This is a genomic window from Bacillus sp. AFS041924 (assembly GCF_002577195.1).
Lineage (GTDB): Bacteria > Bacillota > Bacilli > Bacillales > Bacillaceae_G > Gottfriedia.
Map to the genome: position 1 here is coordinate 70,934 of NZ_NULG01000038.1, position 17,519 is coordinate 88,452.

17 protein-coding genes are annotated in these 17,519 nt (G+C 35.4%); 13 read left to right on the forward strand and 4 right to left on the reverse strand.

Annotated elements, in window-relative coordinates; translation table 11 throughout:
• Positions 1–7: 7 nt before the first annotated feature.
• From nadX to COC46_RS12345, 5 genes are all read left to right on the forward strand, one after another.
• Positions 8–790 (forward strand): aspartate dehydrogenase, encoded by a 783-nt coding sequence (gene nadX, locus COC46_RS12325; protein ID WP_098810013.1) that lies wholly within the window; start codon positions 8–10, stop codon positions 788–790.
• Between the two features lie 26 nt (positions 791–816).
• Positions 817–2,118, forward strand: coding sequence for an aromatic ring-hydroxylating oxygenase subunit alpha (locus tag COC46_RS12330; protein WP_098810014.1), 1,302 nt, complete (start codon positions 817–819; stop codon positions 2,116–2,118).
• A gap of 19 nt (positions 2,119–2,137) precedes the next feature.
• Positions 2,138–2,647 (forward strand): aromatic-ring-hydroxylating dioxygenase subunit beta, encoded by a 510-nt coding sequence (locus COC46_RS12335; protein WP_098810015.1) that lies wholly within the window; start codon positions 2,138–2,140, stop codon positions 2,645–2,647.
• Positions 2,648–2,815: 168 nt separating this feature from the next.
• The gene (locus COC46_RS12340) at positions 2,816–3,931 is read left to right on the forward strand and encodes an RNA-guided endonuclease InsQ/TnpB family protein (protein ID WP_098810049.1); all 1,116 of its coding nucleotides are present in this window, start codon (positions 2,816–2,818) and stop codon (positions 3,929–3,931) included.
• 179 nt (positions 3,932–4,110) lie between these two features.
• On the forward strand, positions 4,111–4,893 hold the full coding sequence (locus COC46_RS12345; protein WP_098810016.1) for an SDR family NAD(P)-dependent oxidoreductase: 783 nt from the start codon (positions 4,111–4,113) through the stop codon (positions 4,891–4,893).
• 307 nt (positions 4,894–5,200) lie between these two features.
• Here COC46_RS12345 and COC46_RS12350 read toward each other — a convergent pair whose 3' ends face one another.
• The 4 genes from COC46_RS12350 to COC46_RS12365 all read right to left on the reverse strand — a co-directional run bounded on the left by COC46_RS12350 (position 5,201) and on the right by COC46_RS12365 (position 8,827).
• Positions 5,201–5,536 carry a YciI family protein gene (locus COC46_RS12350; RefSeq protein WP_098810017.1) on the reverse strand — a complete coding sequence of 112 codons (336 nt, stop codon included), beginning with the start codon at positions 5,534–5,536 and terminating at the stop codon, positions 5,201–5,203.
• A 452-nt stretch (positions 5,537–5,988) separates the two neighbouring features.
• Positions 5,989–6,360 (reverse strand): DUF2185 domain-containing protein, encoded by a 372-nt coding sequence (locus COC46_RS12355; RefSeq protein ID WP_218012464.1) that lies wholly within the window; start codon positions 6,358–6,360, stop codon positions 5,989–5,991.
• 198 nt (positions 6,361–6,558) lie between these two features.
• Entirely contained in the window at positions 6,559–6,858 is a 300-nt protein-coding gene (locus COC46_RS12360; protein ID WP_098810019.1) for a hypothetical protein, read from the reverse strand.
• 127 nt (positions 6,859–6,985) lie between these two features.
• Positions 6,986–8,827, reverse strand: coding sequence for a terpene cyclase/mutase family protein (locus tag COC46_RS12365; protein ID WP_098810020.1), 1,842 nt, complete (start codon positions 8,825–8,827; stop codon positions 6,986–6,988).
• Between the two features lie 270 nt (positions 8,828–9,097).
• Between COC46_RS12365 and COC46_RS12370 the strand changes: the two genes are divergently transcribed.
• The 8 genes from COC46_RS12370 (at position 9,098) to COC46_RS12405 (ending at position 17,357) form a co-directional block, all read left to right on the forward strand.
• Positions 9,098–10,432: an aspartate aminotransferase family protein gene (locus COC46_RS12370; RefSeq protein ID WP_098810021.1), complete on the forward strand. Its 1,335-nt coding sequence runs from the start codon at positions 9,098–9,100 to the stop codon at positions 10,430–10,432.
• On the forward strand, positions 10,429–11,127 hold the full coding sequence (locus tag COC46_RS12375) for a CoA transferase subunit A (protein ID WP_098810022.1): 699 nt from the start codon (positions 10,429–10,431) through the stop codon (positions 11,125–11,127). Before COC46_RS12370 ends, COC46_RS12375 begins: the two co-directional genes overlap by 4 nt.
• The gene (locus COC46_RS12380; RefSeq protein WP_098810023.1) at positions 11,112–11,774 is read left to right on the forward strand and encodes a 3-oxoacid CoA-transferase subunit B; all 663 of its coding nucleotides are present in this window, start codon (positions 11,112–11,114) and stop codon (positions 11,772–11,774) included. The genes COC46_RS12375 and COC46_RS12380 overlap by 16 nt, the downstream gene beginning before the upstream one ends.
• Positions 11,775–11,789: 15 nt before the next feature.
• The gene (locus tag COC46_RS12385; RefSeq protein WP_098810024.1) at positions 11,790–13,100 is read left to right on the forward strand and encodes a peptidase; all 1,311 of its coding nucleotides are present in this window, start codon (positions 11,790–11,792) and stop codon (positions 13,098–13,100) included.
• Positions 13,078–13,941 (forward strand): putative beta-lysine N-acetyltransferase, encoded by an 864-nt coding sequence (gene ablB, locus COC46_RS12390; protein ID WP_098810025.1) that lies wholly within the window; start codon positions 13,078–13,080, stop codon positions 13,939–13,941. Before COC46_RS12385 ends, ablB begins: the two co-directional genes overlap by 23 nt.
• A gap of 65 nt (positions 13,942–14,006) precedes the next feature.
• On the forward strand, positions 14,007–15,398 hold the full coding sequence (locus COC46_RS12395; protein ID WP_098810026.1) for a sigma-54 interaction domain-containing protein: 1,392 nt from the start codon (positions 14,007–14,009) through the stop codon (positions 15,396–15,398).
• A 244-nt stretch (positions 15,399–15,642) separates the two neighbouring features.
• Positions 15,643–17,079: a lysine 2,3-aminomutase gene (gene kamA, locus COC46_RS12400; protein WP_098810027.1), complete on the forward strand. Its 1,437-nt coding sequence runs from the start codon at positions 15,643–15,645 to the stop codon at positions 17,077–17,079.
• Positions 17,076–17,357 carry a YokU family protein gene (locus COC46_RS12405; protein ID WP_098810028.1) on the forward strand — a complete coding sequence of 94 codons (282 nt, stop codon included), beginning with the start codon at positions 17,076–17,078 and terminating at the stop codon, positions 17,355–17,357. Before kamA ends, COC46_RS12405 begins: the two co-directional genes overlap by 4 nt.
• Positions 17,358–17,519 lie beyond the last annotated feature (162 nt).

The window sequence follows — 17,519 nt, forward strand, 5'->3', positions numbered from 1 at the left end:
AATAGACATGAAACTAGGTCTAATCGGGTGTGGTAATATTGGTCAATTCCTACTTCAAGCAATTAATAAAGATGGCATGTTACCCGGCGGAAAGATTGTTTCAATTTATACACGCTGCGAAGAATCAGCAGTTCAATTGGCGAAAGATTTTGAAACAGAATCATATACAGATGTGGAAGCGCTCCTTCATTCTGATGTAGATTTAGTCATTGAAGCTGCAACAGTTGAAGCAGCAGAGATGTACGCTATAAAAGTTCTTGAGTCTGGAAAAGACCTTTTGTTAAGTAGTATTGGGGTAATGGCTGATTCTTCTTTTGAAGACAGAGTTCGAGAGGTTTGTATTAGGAAAGGTGTAAACGTTTACCTACCTTCAGGAGCAATCGGCGGTTTAGATATTTTAAAGTCAGCAAAAGCTGTAAATGGTTTAAACGCGGTTTCAATTACAACTAGAAAACCACCTGGAGCATTATCCGGGGAGGCATTAGAAAAAGAAATGGTTTTGTTTGAAGGTTCTGCAGCAGAAGCAATTAAGCTATACCCAAGAAATATAAATGTAGCAATCGTATTATCATTAGCGGGACTAGGCTCTAACAAAACGAAAGTAAAAATTATTGCTGATCCGAGTGTGATAAAAAATAGCCATACAATTGAAGCTTCTGGTGCGTTCGGGAAACTAAAACTTGAGATCGAAAATGATCCGATGCCAAATAATCCTAAAACAAGTTATTTAGCAGCATTAAGCGTATTGGCGAAATTACAAAACAAAGATAACTATGTACAAGTCGGGTAATCGAAATATGAAGGGAGAGTGCGAGCGTGATTATAACAGAGAAAACTTTAGATGAATTGTCAAAAGAGCAACTAGTAAATTACTTATCCGATACGGTCAAACCAGATGAAGGAAGCATCCCTGCATATCTTCTAGGAGACAAGGCGGTTTACGAGTTAGAGCATGAAAAAGTATTTTTAAAAACATGGGTTTTTCTTGGTCATGAATCTGAAGTTCCAAATTCCGGTGATTTTATGACACGTGAACTGGCAGGCTACTCGATCATTATCTCACGAGATAGTAATGGAGAAATCAATGCATTTTACAATATGTGTACTCACCGTGGTATGAAGTTATGTAGAGCTGACAAAGGAAACAAGACTTTATTTACATGTCCATATCATGGATTTAACTTTAAAAATACAGGTGAACTAGTTGGTGTTCCACTTCAAAAAGATATTTATGGAGATCGACTTGACCGATCTAAAATGGGCCTTCACCAAGTAAAGCTAGAATCATACAAAGGGTTATTATTCGGAAATTGGGATGAAAATGCAGAACCTCTTGAAGAATTTCTTGGCGATTTTAAGTGGTATTTAGATATTGTAGTAGGTCGTGCTGAGATGGAAGTAATTGGAGCGCCACAACGTTTTATTGTGAAATCAAATTGGAAGGTCGGTTCTGATAACTTTGTAGGTGATTCCTATCATACAATGGTGACTCACGGTTCAATTGCTAAATTAGGAATGGTACCAAATGCAACATACTCAAAGCGCGGTTTCCAAATCCATACTGAAAACGGACATGGATTAAACCTTGGTACACCAAACCCGGACTTTGCTTTCCCTGAAGAATTGAAAGATGAATATAAAAGTAATTTATCAGAGGAACAATATGAAGTTCTATCAAACTTGAAAAATATGATTGGTAATGCTTTTCCAAACATGTCATTTTTAATATCTCACACAAAAATTAAGGGCGAATTAATTTCGAATACTTCAATTAGAATGTGGAGACCTATTAGTCACAATAAAATGGAAGTCATTGCGTGGTTGCTAGTAGAGAAAAATGCTTCTCAGGAATGGAAGAATCGATCAAGAGATTCTTTTATCTTAACATTTAGTCCATCTGGTATTTTTGAACAAGATGATACTGAAGTATTTACGGACATCACAGAAGCAGCCCAAGGTACAATGCCATTTCAAAAGAATTTGACTTATAACTATACAATGGGACTACATCGTGAGCCTGTCGATTTTATCGGCCCAGGTGTAGTTTATGACGATAAATTTACAGAAGCAAGTCAACGTAATTTCTATAAGTACTGGCTTGAATTAATGACAAAGTAATAAAGGGGGGATGAAGGAAATGAATACCGAAAAATTATTAGCAAAATTAGAGTTTGAACAGTGGCTAATTGATGAAGCACAATTACTTGATGATATTGAATTTGAAGATTGGTTTAGCTTAATGCACTCAAATTTAATCTATCAAATGCCTGTACGCGTCAATAAAGAAGGAACTGAGCGCCCGGATTATTCAACTGAGATGTTTACGTTTAATGATGATATTGAACTATTAAAGCTTCGAGTGGATCGATTGAAAACTGATTATGCATGGGCGGAAATTCCTCCTTCAAGAACCCGCCGTTTTGTAAGCAATGTGAGCGTAAAAGAGCTAGTTAAAGAAGAAAAGGCAGTAGTTAAGAGCTATTTACTTATTTATCGAAGTCGTAGCACAGATATTCACCACGATTTAATTTCAGGAGAACGCAATGACGAGTTTACATACGAGGATGGGCAATGGAAGCTTTCCAAGCGAGTATTTATTGTAGACCAAACAACAATTAATACTAGAAATCTTGCAATCTTTGTTTAATAGAGGAGGCTAAAAACAGGTAATATTATTTTATAAAAATTTATAAAAATATCACAATTTGTTCTAATTGAATTTCACCCATTGTGTTTAAATGTACATGAGGTGAGTAAGTTGATATTTGATTCAATCGGTGTAACTGAACAAACGATTAAAAATTGGCATAAAAAAATGATTCTTGCGAGGAGAATCAGATTAAGACCAACTACAGAACAAGAAATAATATTATGGAAATCAGTTGGTACAGCTCGGTGGGCATATAACTGGGCATTGACTAAGCAAGAAGAAAATTATAAAACTGGTGGAAAATATATTCCTGATGGCATATTAAGAAAAGAATTAACTGTATTAAAAAAAACCGACGAATTTGCTTGGTTGTATGAAGTATCGAATAATATTACAAAACAAGCAATAAAAGACCTTTGTGAAGCGTATAAAAAGTTCTTTAAAGGGTTATCTGATAAACCACGATTCAAAAGTAGAAGAAAATCAAAATCATCTTTTTATAACGATAATGCTAAGTTGAAAGTAGAAGGAAAGAAAGTATTGATTGAGAAAGTTGGTTGGGTTGTAGTTTCTGAATCTATACCAGATGAAAAATACTATAATCCTAGAATCAGTCACGACGGAAAATACTGGTATCTTTCTGTTGGAATTGAAGAATCAAAACCAATAGTTGAACTGACGAATGTCTCACTTGGAATTGATGTTGGAATTAAAGAATTAGCCGTTTGTTCAGATGGTACTAGGAAGAAAAATAGTAACAAAACGAGAACTGTTAGAAGGACAGAGAAACGACTACGTAGGTTGCAACGTCAAGTTTCTCGTAAATATGAAATGAATAAGGAGGGAAACCGTTTCGCCAAAACAAGCAACATACTAAAAATCGAAAAGAAGATACAACACCTCCATAGAAGATTGACAAATATCAGACTAAATCATCTTCATCAATCCACGAGCGAAATCGTGAAAACCAAACCTTATCGCATCGTAATGGAAACTTTAAATATCAAGGGAATGATGAAGAATAAGCACTTGTCAAAAGCTATTGCGAAGCAGTGTTTATGTAAATTCAAACGCCAAATTCAATACAAATGTGAAAAATATGGCATTGAATTTGTTGAAGCTGATAGGTGGTTTCCATCTTCTAAAACGTGTTCAAGTTGTGGATATATAAAAAACGATTTAAAACTATCCGACCGAGTATTTAAATGTGAATGTGGTCATGAAATCGATCGAGATTTTAATGCAGCAATCAACTTGTCACGATATAATTTAGTAATTTGACACATAGACGTCACTACTGATATGTAGGATTCGTTGTATCCGAATTTACGCCCTTGGAGTGTTAAATTAAACGAAAGTAGTTTCAGCAAAATCGGGCACGTAGAACAGGGAAGTAAACAAAATCTATAGAAATAATAGGTTTTTATTGGTTTTTATAAGTTTTTGGCAACGGCTAAGTTATGTTATTAAAAGATAAAGTAGTGTTAATTACAGGCGGCGCATCAGGAATAGGTGCAGCTGTTACAAGACGTTTTATTCAAGAAGGAGCAAAGGTAAGTATTATTGGTCGCTCACTTGAAACACTCGAGCAAATGAAAGAAGAATTTAATGACAATCTCCTAATCATTCAAGGTGATGTAAGTAAATATGAAGACAATGAACGAGCTGTAAAAGCTACTGTTGAACAGTTTGGTAAACTAGATGTCTTTATTGCAAATGCTGGCGTTTTTGATGGATTTGCTAAATTTGCTGACGTGACACCTGAGGCTCTTTCAGAAGCATACGATTTTCTTTTAAATATAAATGTAAAAGGATCATTTTTTGGTGCAAAAGCAGCGCTAGAAGAATTACAAAAAACAAATGGTAATATTATTTTTACGGTATCAGGTGCAAGCTTCTACCCAGATGGGGGTGGGGTTTGGTACACAGCTAGTAAACATGCTCAAATCGGTTTAATGCGTCAGCTTGCATTTGAACTAGCACCAGATATTCGCGTAAATGCAGTAGCACCAGGAGGGACTTTAACCGCACTAACAGTGATCCCGCCTTTACGAAATTTTACGAAATCCGTAGACAATGAAACGAAAGCAAGCAATATAAAAAGACGAAATCCACTACAACTAGCACAAATGCCTGAAGATCATGTTGCAGCATATGTACTTTTAGCTTCTGATCAGTCGCGTGCTATTACAGGAGAAGTGATTTCTAGTGATGGTGGATTATCAGTTCGTGGACTTGGCTAAGGAAGAGTTTTGAGATTGAAAACTACTTATAGATGAGGCCCCCAAAAAGGTAATTAAATTTCCTTAAGGGGGTTTATTTTAGTTCTGGAAAAGAAAATAAAGAGAATAATAAATATATTAAAAGACCCTCACAGGCTAATTAATACCACTCTAAAACCGATCTCTTTTTTTGTGGTTTCCTTTTATTTAACTTATTATGGTCACTTTTTAACGATCAAGATGCGAAAAAAAGCAAACGGTTCAAACTCATTATGACCATTTGCTTTTTTGTTTTTAAATTTATTAATTATTTTTTTATAATAGCAAGTTAAGAATTTTTCTTAGGTAGCACAGCCATCATCGGATAAAATTCTGTTGTCATAATACCAGCAATTACGGCTGGATCTTCTTTTATCAGTTTTGGGACTTGGTTCTCATTTTCTACTTCAATTATAGCAATACCATGTGGTGCTGAAGGATTGCGGACAGGTCCAAAGACTAAAGCGATCCCCTGGGTTTGCTTTTCCGTCCAATAAGCAATATGCTGCGCCATGATATCTCGTTCTTCAACAGTCATATCCATTGGAAAAGTTGTTCTAGGGGGAGTAGACTTTAGCATAAAGTGCATTTTAACTGAATCATTAATTGTGGTGTTGTCTGACATTTTTTAATGACCTCCATTAAATGTGAATTTCTATTACGACACTGAGCTTCAATTATTTCACAAGTTAAGTTTGAACACAATGAACAAGCTTTAGAGTATGTGAAAGAAATACGAACAAAATATGTACTTTTTTCATAAAGTTGTGAATTTTGCTTAATTATTGCTAGAACTGGCTTAATTATTCCCAAAACTGGCACAATTATTGTTAAAACCAGCTCAATTATTCCCAATACAGGCACAATTACTCCTAATACCAGCTCAATTTCATCATATCTCGCTCAAATATCAACAAATTTGGTCGATCCACCGCTTAATTTTGTTAAAAACTATGTTCAAACTAATAGGAATCTTGATAAACACACCCACTTCTAAAAAAACACTAAAAAACTACTAAGACTACAAAGTTCCTCGCAGGTTTTCACAAGTTTTATGGGATAACCTCTTTTTTAAATCTATTCTTCCACTACTTCCCACTCATCATCAAGGACAAGTTCATCATTTTCATCACGAATGTAAGCTGTACCCGGTGCAGAGTTAAGTAATGGAATGATATCATGATCGAAATTACATATAGTGTTTAATTGATATACTGAATGATTATCAGAATTAATCATATATTCATCACTTTCATCACCTGCCAAAAATCTCCAACCACTATCTGGATTACCATTTTGGTATGGTTCTTCTCTATACATAAATCCTACCTTACATCCATCTACTGTTATTCGATCAGATGCAATACATCCTTCATTTGAATTAATTAATCTTTTAATCTTATCTTTTGATATGTAGAAGTTCTTTTCAATCTTTTTGAACCCAGCCATGTTATCCCCCATATAAAAATACATTTATTCTTTCAGCTAACTAAATAATAGCATATAGTCGCAATAGCATTTTTGTTTAGTTAAATGGGGGCATTCAAATGCATAAAAGCCTACAAAATTCCCCTCATTTCTAACTCGAAAGAGAAATTTCATAAGCTTCTTTATAAAAAAATATTAAAAATTACCGTCTACAATTCATTAAAACCAAGAACGTCTTTTACAGCTCTTAATTAGATTCCACATTTCTCTTTGATGAGAAGGATTTTTTGGATCTACGTTACAATTCATTAACCACTCACAAGCGTTCTCGCGTTCTTCTTCAGTTATTGATACTTTACAACACTCCGATAGTCTGTCAATCATACTGCATGCACCTTCTCGGGATTTTAAATCATTACAACGAAATGAACGACAAATATTAAAAATACGTGGAAAATGACGAGGATCACAAACTTTACTACAAAATTCTCTCATTAAAACTGGGTCAAGATTTCCCATAAAGACACTCCTTTATTGTTTAAACCATTAACTATAATGACATACGCTCATATATTTTTTTAAAGAAACAGTGTATTATATGCAGTCAGGGAAAATAAGGACAAGGCGTTTAACTAGAAAATGTAAATTAGTCACTTGTCTTATATTTTTTTAGATAATGGCTTAAAGTCAATAAGGGCCAAATTGATTGGTAACTATGATAATTTATATAGAAATGACCTGGTAAACCGCCACCAGTTGGGTAGGTCAATCGCTTGTCATGGATCTTTAACCAGTTTAAAATATTTGCTATTCCATCTTCAATTTCCTTAGTAGGGTAATCGTTGATCGAGATGAGGGTGTCGACTACCCATGATGTATGCACAACGGTAGAAAATGATAGTGGTATATACATTCTCTCTATATCGCTTTTACAAGATTCTCCCCAACCACCGTCATCCTTTTTAATAGTAAGTAACCAGTTATTAGCTTTTTGAATACTAGGGTGATTTGAAGGGATTCCGACTGCCTTCATACCAGTAATGGCGGCCCATGTTCCGTAAATATATGAAATTCCCCATCGACCGTACCAGGAACCATCCTCGTTTTGATTATTGATTAACCAATTAACTCCGTCTTCAATTCTTGGATGATTCATATTTAATTTTAATTTTGAACCTAAAAATTCGATTGTTCGACCAGTTAAATCTGCCGTTGATGGATCAATAGCAGTATCAACAAAGTTTTGAATAGGGAAGAAGAGTTTTAAGTATTTACTACTGTTTTTTTCAAATGATGCCCATCCACCATCTTTATTCTGCATTTCAAATAACCATTTCACGCCAGCGTTCCACGAATTTCTATAATCATCATCGATCAAGGATAGATTTGTTGTCGCTCTTAGGACTGCTTGTGTATCATCTACATCTGGATTTTGGGTATTACTATCTGAAAATCCCCATCCTCCTAAACCAATTGTATGTTCATTCTCGACAATCTTAAGTTGTAGAGAAAGTAAGTAGTTAGAAGAGGAACGAATTGCTTCATCATTTAATGTCACATCTGCCTCTTGTAAAGCGTAACTAGTGAGTGCTGTATCCCATATAGTAGAAGGGGAATTTTGGATATGATGGGAATTATCCAACTCAAATAGAAATGATTTTATGCCTAAAACAGCATTTTGAATTATGGGCGAAGTAACTTCATAACCTAACGAAAGAAGTGCATAAATAGCAATAAACGTCGCGCTAGCATAACTAGACAGTGTCCCATCCTTTTCGATATTTTGAATAATATATTGTTCGGCCTTTTTAATTCCTATTTTTGAAAATGTCTTAATAAAAGGAGTTTTAAAGGCAGGGAACCTCCGTTTTTTGCTAATCTTTTTAAATTTATTGTTTGTAAACAAATGTTGTATAGTAGGTGTCCATTTATTTTTCGTCGTAAACTTTTTATGCCCTAATATTAAAAGTGGGGCAAAGTGAAATCGAACGTAAGAACTAAATTTAAAGAAGGACAAAGGGAAAGATTTAGGTAAGTTCATTAAAAGAAGAGGAAATGGAAAAAAACTGGGCCATGGGTACAATTCATGTAAAGCAAGCATAAATTTTGTTGAGACGTGTACACTTTCTAATCCTCCATTTTGACGAATAAACTCTTCTGCTTTCCCCATTTTTTCATTCGAAATTTCGATATAACCTGAAAATAGTAGGGCTGTGTAAGCCTCCACCGTTACAGATAAATTTCCTGAATCATCATCAAAAAGCTTCCAAGCACCGCTTGAGTCTTGTTTTATTAATAAACGATTTACTAGTTTCATAATTAAATCTTCATCGTTATATTCGATTGTTCTTAAAATAATAATCATGTAGGCATCTGTCATAGGACCACTTTCGAAACAATATCTCCACGAACCATCATCGCACTGATCCAACTTAATCTTATCTATTAGACCGTCTATTTCAGCTCTAATCTTCTCTGATAAAACCATTTTCAATCTTCACCGCCAACTGATCTTACTACAAATTTTTTATATAAATATGTATATGGTTATCAGTTAAAGCCGGTAACTGATGGTATAAATCTTTTGTTAAGAAACTAATGCGGCCAACTAGTTTTTTTAAACAGATGTTTAAGTTTAAAAAAAATAAAAAGGAAGTATTTCAGAAAGCAAGAATACTAAAAAATAGCCTCTATTTAAATTTCCAATATTTAGTAGATAGGCCTTTTAGTTTTTATATAAAAAAGGGGTGGGGATAAGATGGATCGAGATTATTTAATTAAACCATTGCTTGGTAAGCATTACCCTATGATTTCTCATGGGGAGGGTGTGTACTTATTTGATAAAGATGGAAATCGGTATATCGATGGTTCATCTGGTGCAATTACCGTAGGGATTGGTCATGGTGTTGAAGAGATTATTAATGTGATGACTGAACAAGCAAAACAAGTATCATTCGTCTACCGTTCACAATTTACAAGTGAACCTGCTGAGAAGCTAGCAAAGAAGCTAAGTGAAATTACTCAAGGTGATTTAAACTGGACGTTCTTTGTGAATAGCGGGACGGAAGCAACAGAAACTGCTATGAAACTAGCAATACAGCATTACCAGGAGAAAGGAAAAAAAGGTAAGAATAAAATCCTTTCACGATGGATGAGTTACCATGGCATAACAATTGGTGCTTTATCTATGTCGGGGCACCCTTTACGTCGTCAGCGATTTGTTCCAATATTGGAAGATTATCCATCAGTTTCACCACCATATTGCTATCGTTGTCCGCACGGCTTAGAACACCCATCTTGTGATTTAGCATGTGCATCTGAACTAGAAACAGCCATCGATCGAATTGGTCCTGAGCATATTGCAGCATTTATTGCTGAGCCAATAATCGGTGCTGCAGGTGGTGCAATCGTACCATCTAAAGGTTACTACCAAAGAATAAAAGCCATTTGTGAAAAATATGATATTTTACTAATTTCAGACGAGGTTATGACTGGCCTTGGTCGTACTGGAAAAATGTTTGCAATGGAGCACTGGGGTGTCCAGCCTGATATCGTGACACTTGGAAAAGGGTTAACTTCTGGGTACACACCAATGGCTGCAACGATTGCGAGCGATCGAGTGATTGAACCCATTATGCAAGGCTCAAAACTTGTAATGAGTGGGCATACATTTAGTGCAAACCCATTATCAGCTGCAGTTTCTTTAGCTGTTATCGAATATGTTGAGAAACATAATTTAGTACAAGCTGCAGAAGAAAAAGGTAATTATTTAATGAATAAACTCCAAGGATTAAAAGAGAAATTTTCAATCATTGGGGATGTTCGAGGAAAAGGTTTATTAATCGGCATCGAATTTATAAGTAACATAAAATCAAGTGCGTTTATTCAAAAAGTAATGAATAAAGGTTTGCTATTATACCCTTCTGTTGCGGGAAAAAACGGAAAAGAAGATTCAGCCTTCATGATTGCGCCACCTTTAACCATTACTTATGGAGAACTGGATGAATTACTTCAAATTCTTACGGAAAGTTTAACAGAATTGGAAATGGAACAATCCCAATTAACGTATACAGCTAAGGGGGAAAGTGTATGAATCTAGTTGAAAATACTTATAAAAAAATAGCAACAATGGAACAAATTCTTCCTTTTTTTCATGATGAAATGACACTAATGGTTGGAGGTTTTGGAGGAGTCGGTTCACCGCCAACTTTACTTCAAGCATTATTGGAAAGTGAAATAAAGGATATTGACTTAATTTGCAATGATACTGGATTTCCGGATATTGGCATCGGAAGGATGGTAAGAAATGAAAGAGTTAGATCAATCGTTACTTCTCATATTGGATCAAATCCGTTTGCAGGAAAGTTAATGACAGAAGGTAAGCTCAAAGTTGAATTTTCTCCACAAGGTACTCTAGCGGAGCGTATCCGTGCAGGCGGTATGGGACTTGGAGGAGTGCTAGTCGATGTAGGTCTTGATAGTATGGCAGAAGAAGGCAAAGAAAAAGTATTTGTAAAAGGTAAACAATTTCTAGTTGAAGAAGCTCTTAATGCAGAAGTCAGTATTATTTTTGCAAAGAAAGCTGATTCATTTGGAAATTTGGTTTTTGACAAGAGTGCAAGGAATATGAATCCTCATATGGCTATGGCCGGGGATATTACGATTGTTGAGGCAGAAGAAATTGTTCCACTTGGCGCGCTGAATCCAGAGGAAATTGTAACTCCAGGTGTGTTTGTTGATTACATAATTTCATCAGAAGGAGTGAACTGGAAATGGGCATGGGAATAGACTTTCGTCAAAAAATTGCGAAACGAGCTGCAAAGGAAATTAAAAACGGAATGATTGTAAATTTAGGGATTGGAATTCCATCCATCGTTCCTGATTACTTACCGGAAGATGTTCATGTTATGTTCCATGCTGAAAATGGAGTTATGGGAATCGGGCCGAGTCCTGAAAAAGGAAAAGAAGATGAAAATTTATGTAATGCAGGTGGTTTCCCAATTACTGCCATAAAAGGTGCTAGTTATTTCGATAGTGCTACAGCATTTGGAATTATACGCAGAGGTTTACTAGATTTAACTGTTTTAGGTGCGCTACAAGTAAGCGAAAATGGAGACTTGGCAAACTGGATTGTACCTGGAAAACGTGTACCGGGAATTGGTGGAGCAATGGATTTAGCTCAAAAGGCTAAAAGAGTAATTGTCGTGATGAATCATACGGATAAAGCTGGGAATCCAAAAATCGTGAAAGAGTGTAGTTTACCATTAACTTCTAAATCTTGTGTGGATTTAATCATAACGGAAATGGCTGTTATTGAAGTTGTTAATAATTCATTAGTGCTTAAAGAATTAATGAGTCCATATACTGTAGAGGATGTAATCAAACACACTGGTGCTGATCTAAAAATCAGTAAAGATTTAAAAATGTTTATATAGAAAAGAGTGAAGAGGATGAGTCATTACAAAAAAGTTATTCAAGACTATATTAGCGAACATAAAGATAAAACAATTGAACTACTTAGACAACTAGTAATGGAAAACAGCGTCTCTGGTAATGAGAGTAAGGCACAAGCAATTGTCCTTGAAAAATTAAGAGAGCTTGAATTAGATTTAGACGTTTGGGAACCCGATTTAAAGGAAATGAAAGAGCATCCGTATTTTATTTCTACAAGAGACAGTTTTGCTGGTAGCCCTAATATTGTTGCTACGCTTAAAGGAACGAGCGGAGGAAGGTCTATGATCTTAAATGGTCATATTGATGTCGTTCCAGAAGGGAATATTCAGCAATGGACTTACCCACCTTACAGTGCAACTATAGTAGATAACAAGCTTTATGGCCGTGGAGCAACTGATATGAAGGGCGGAAATGTCGCGTTAATTTTAGCGGTTGAAGCGATAAAAAGAAGTGGAATTACATTAAAAGGTAATGTTTATTTTCAAAGCGTAATTGAAGAAGAAAGTGGAGGTGCTGGAACACTTGCAACAATCTTGCGAGGATATTCAGCTGATGGTGTTATTATCCCTGAACCAACAAATATGAAGTTCTTCATTAAGCAACAAGGTTCTATGTGGTTCCGTCTGAAAGTGAAAGGGAAAGTAGCACACGGAGGTACTCGTTACGAAGGTGTAAGCGCTATCGAAAAAAGCATGTTAATCGTTCAACAAATTCAAAAACTAGAGCAACTACGTAATGAACGAATAGCTGATCCTTTATACGATGGAGTACCAATTCCAATTCCTATTAATATAGGAACAATTCATGGTGGAACATGGCCATCTTCTGTATCAGATTTAGTTACTTTAGAAGGAAGATTTGGCGTGGCACCAAATGAAAAATTAGAAGATGCGAGAGAAGAATTTGAGAATTGGATTTATAATATTAAAAACCTTGATGATTGGTTCGTTGAAAATCCTGTAGAAGTAGAATGGTTTGGAGCAAGATGGGTCCCAGGTTCTGTTGAAGCTGATAGTGAATTAGTGCAAACTTTGCAACAAAACTATCGCGAAACAATGAATCAAAGTCCAATAGTGGAAGCTGCGCCTTGGGGAACAGATGGAGGATTATTTACACAAATTTTAAATATTCCAATGATCGTTTTTGGACCAGGTGAGACAAAAGTAGCTCACTATCCAGATGAGTTTATTGATTTAGATCAACTGTTTTTAACAGCAGAGATCATTGCTTGTACATTAATTGATTGGTGTGGAGTAGAGGACCAACATGAAAGTGAGGGAGCATATGAAAACGAAAAAGTATTATGAAACAGTAAAAATTAAACAGGAAAACTATTATTTTGAAGGTGCTTTAGATCACTTTAATGAGCGAATTCGAGTTGATTACTATTTAGGTAATGTATCGTTATTAATAGAGAGAGTAGAAAAACTAGCAAAAGAATATAAATATACAAAGTTAATTATTAAAGCAAGAAGTGAACACTTATATTCCTTCTTACAATCGGGGTATATGATTGAATCTGCACTGAAGGGATATTTTCAAGGAAGTGATGGCTTCTTTGTTACGAAATATGCTAGCCAGGAAAGAAGAAATAGTCTTTATTGGGCTGCTGGGGATGACATTTTAGATGCTGTCTTAAAAAGTGATCGATCAAAAGAAAAAGTAATTCCTGATGAGTATGTTATACGAAGAGCTGAAAAAAATGACTCAAAAAAACTAGCAAAATTATATGGTCAAGTTTTTAAAGTATATCCAACTCCTTTAAATGAGCCTACTTATGTAGAAAAGTCGATGGATGAAGGGACTATTTATTGGATTTACGAAATGGATGGAAATATTGTAAGTGCAGCTTCAGCTGAAATTGACTTCGGACAAAGAAATGCCGAGCTTACAAATTGTGCAACGCTAGAGGAGCATCGTAAGCATGGGCTAATGAAGGAACTGATGAAGAAGCTAGAACAGGACTTAGTAAGCGAAGCTATTTATTGTTCATATACGATTGCGAGATCATTATCGTATGGAATGAATGCAGCCTTTCATCAATTAGGCTATATGTATACTGGAAGAATGGCAAACAACTGCTATATTTTTGATAAATTAGAAGATATGAACGTTTGGGTGAAAGATCTTTCGAAAGTAGTCTCTTAATGTCAAACTGCCGAAAATTGAGCGATGAATTGCTAAGTTTTCGGCAGTGAAAGGAAGGGTAGAAAATGAACGCAACAATTCCAACTAATCAAATGATTAGTGCCATATTAAATAGTATCGATGAATCAATTCACGCAGTCGACAATAATGGAATGACGATATTTTATAATCAAGTTGCGGCTGACCACGATGGAGTTTCAGTTGAAGAGGTTCTAGGAAAGCATGTGCTAGAAGCTTTCCCTTCTTTAACGAAAGAAACCAGCACCCTACTGAAGGTACTAGAAACAAGGCAAGCTATTATTAGGCAGCCCCAACGTTATGAAAATATAAAGGGCCAATTCATTGACACAGTTAACACGACTATTCCGATCATTTTAGATGATCAGCTTATAGGTGCGGTTGAAATTGCAAAGGATTATTCCACCATTAAATCGCTCGGCGAAAAGGTTTTAGATTTACAAGCGAGAATAAAACCGCAAGTTAAACAAGGCAAAACAAAACAAATCCATTCTTATACAATCTCAGATATATTAACGGATGATCCTGCTTTAATAGCTGTTAAAAATCAAGTTGAGAAGGTAGCGAATGCTGATTCTGCGGTACTTGTAGTTGGTGAAACTGGAACTGGTAAAGAACTTTTTGTCCAGTCAATTCACCATTGCTCAAGTAGAAGTGAAGCCCCTTTTATAGCTCAAAACTGTGCTGCGCTACCAGAATCATTACTAGAAAGTATTTTATTTGGTACGACAAAAGGCAGTTATACGGGCGCAATCGATCGAGCTGGATTATTTGAACTAGCCGATGGCGGAAGTTTATTTTTAGATGAACTTAATTCAATGCCTTTGGAGCTCCAAGCCAAATTACTAAGAGTTCTTGAGGATGGTGTAGTTCGCCGAATAGGTGATCAAAAGACTCGGAAAGTGAATGTGAGAGTAATTGCTGCAATTAATGAATCACCGTTAGATTGCGTTCAAAATGGCATTATGCGACCGGATTTATATTATCGTTTGAATGTATTTTCATTGTTCATCCCACCTTTAAGAGAAAGGAATTATGATATAGAATTGCTGACTTCCCATTTTGTCGAGCAATTTAATGAACGCTTTTCGAAGAATGTTCGTAATGTAGAGCATACGGTGTTTGAGTTATTTCACCAGTATAATTGGCCAGGGAATGTCCGAGAACTAAAGCATACGATTGAGCATGCTATGATTATGGCAGAAGGGCATACGCTTACTGTTAAACATCTTCCTATTCAATTGCAACAAATTAAGAAAAGTACTGAAACAAAAGGAGGAGTTCAGCCATTACGTTCTGCAATGCAGGAAATGGAAATTTCACTAATAAAACAAGCATTGCTACAAACAAACGCTAATATTCAACAAGCTGCTGCACTTCTAGAAATACCTAGGCAGACTCTTCAATATAAGATTCAAAAGTTAAATATCTTAGTATAAATCCTATTTCAACCATCTGAAAATGATCGTTTTATATAGCCAAGCCGCCTAAATTTAGGCGGTTTTACTATTGCTGCTACATATTTCGAATAATACTAGCTTTAAGTTTTAACATAAAAAAATAAAATAACAGGCTGAATAGTGTGAATTTTCTATATTTCGAGTGGGTTTATTAAAAAAATGTAAATTTTTGGCACGGCTCTTGCTATATATTAAAACAAACAGTTTGAAAGGGGATGTAAGTATGGTAAATGCAGTCTATGCTCCAAAAAGACACTGGAAAGAAATCGAATTGTGGAAAGATGTAACAGATGAACAATGGAATGATTGGGTTTGGCAACTTACAAATACCATCAAATCATTGGATGAGTTAAAGCAAGTAATTAACCTCACGCCAGAAGAAGAAGATGGAGTAAGAATTGCGACAAAGACAATTCCACTAAATATTACTCCATATTATGCGTCATTAATGAATCCGGATGACCCACGTTGTCCTGTTCGTATGCAATCAGTTCCAATCTCTGCGGAGATTCATAAAACGAAGTATGATTTAGAGGATCCTCTTCATGAGGATGAAGATTCACCAGTACCAGGTTTAACACATCGTTATCCTGATCGTGTGCTATTTTTAGTAACAAATCAGTGTTCAATGTATTGTCGCTATTGTACTAGACGTCGTTTTTCAGGACAAATTGGAATGGGAGTACCAAAAAAACAACTAGATGCTGCTATTAATTACATTAGCAAAAATCCTGAAGTACGAGATGTTCTAATTTCAGGTGGAGACGGTCTTTTAATTAACGATAATATTTTAGAGTACATCTTAAAAAATTTACGAGAGATTCCACATGTGGAAATTATCCGTATTGGTACTAGAGCACCTGTAGTATTCCCGCAACGTATTACTGAAAACCTTTGTAACATCTTAAAAAAATATCATCCAGTTTGGCTAAATACGCACTTTAATACATCAATTGAAATTACAGAGGAATCGAAACGAGCTTGCGAAATGCTTGCAAATGCTGGTGTACCGTTAGGAAATCAAGCTGTAATCTTGGCTGGTATTAACGACAGTGTACCAATCATGAAAAAGCTAATGCATGATTTAGTTAAAATCCGTGTAAGACCATATTATATTTATCAATGTGATTTATCAGAAGGAATTGGACACTTCCGTGCACCTGTATCAAAAGGTTTAGAAATCATGGAAGGACTAAGAGGCCATACTTCAGGATATGCAGTACCAACATTTGTAGTAGACGCTCCAGGTGGCGGAGGGAAAATTGCTCTCCAACCGAATTACTTAATTTCACAAAGTGCTGATAAAGTAGTACTTCGTAATTTTGAAGGTGTAATTACTACTTATCCAGAGCCACAAAATTATGTACCAGGTAGAGCTGAAGCATACTTTAAAGAAATTTATCCTAATATGGAAGAAAAGCGTTCCAATGCAGGAATTGCAGGATTAATGAATGAAACAAAATTCAATCTTGTTCCTGAAGGATTACAACGTATGGAAGCTCGTAAAACATATTCGACAAACCCAGAGCATGCTTCTTTAAAGGATAAGCGTGAAAAACGTGATGAATTGAAAGAAAAGAAATTCCAAGCACAGCTTACAAAAATTCAAGTTAGCGAAAAGCTAGTAGCGAGTGCACCATCAAATGGTGATGCAAAATGACGACATGTCAGTGGTGTGAATCAGCTAACATAGTCGAATCAACAAATACGGTCTACTGGGAACTTCCTGATGGAACAAAGGCAATTGAGATTAAAGAAACACCATGTGTTGTATGCCAGAATTGTAATATAACTTATCAAACAGATGATACAGTTGGTGCAATTGAGGAGCAATTATTTTTAATTAATACAAAGCTTATAGGAAAAACAGTTTCTTATAATGAGTTGATCGAGCAACCGAGGTTGTTAAAGAGAAATTACTTTGATTTTTCCAAATAAAAAAATGAGAAGCGACCATTCGCTTCTCATTTTCTCTAATCATTAAACATTTCTTCCTTAATCCCTGCAGATGGACGTTTGGAAAAAGCTAAGAAGCATAAAATCATCTAATCAAAAAACGACTGAAAAGGAGTATTTTAATGAAAAATACGGTCAATACAA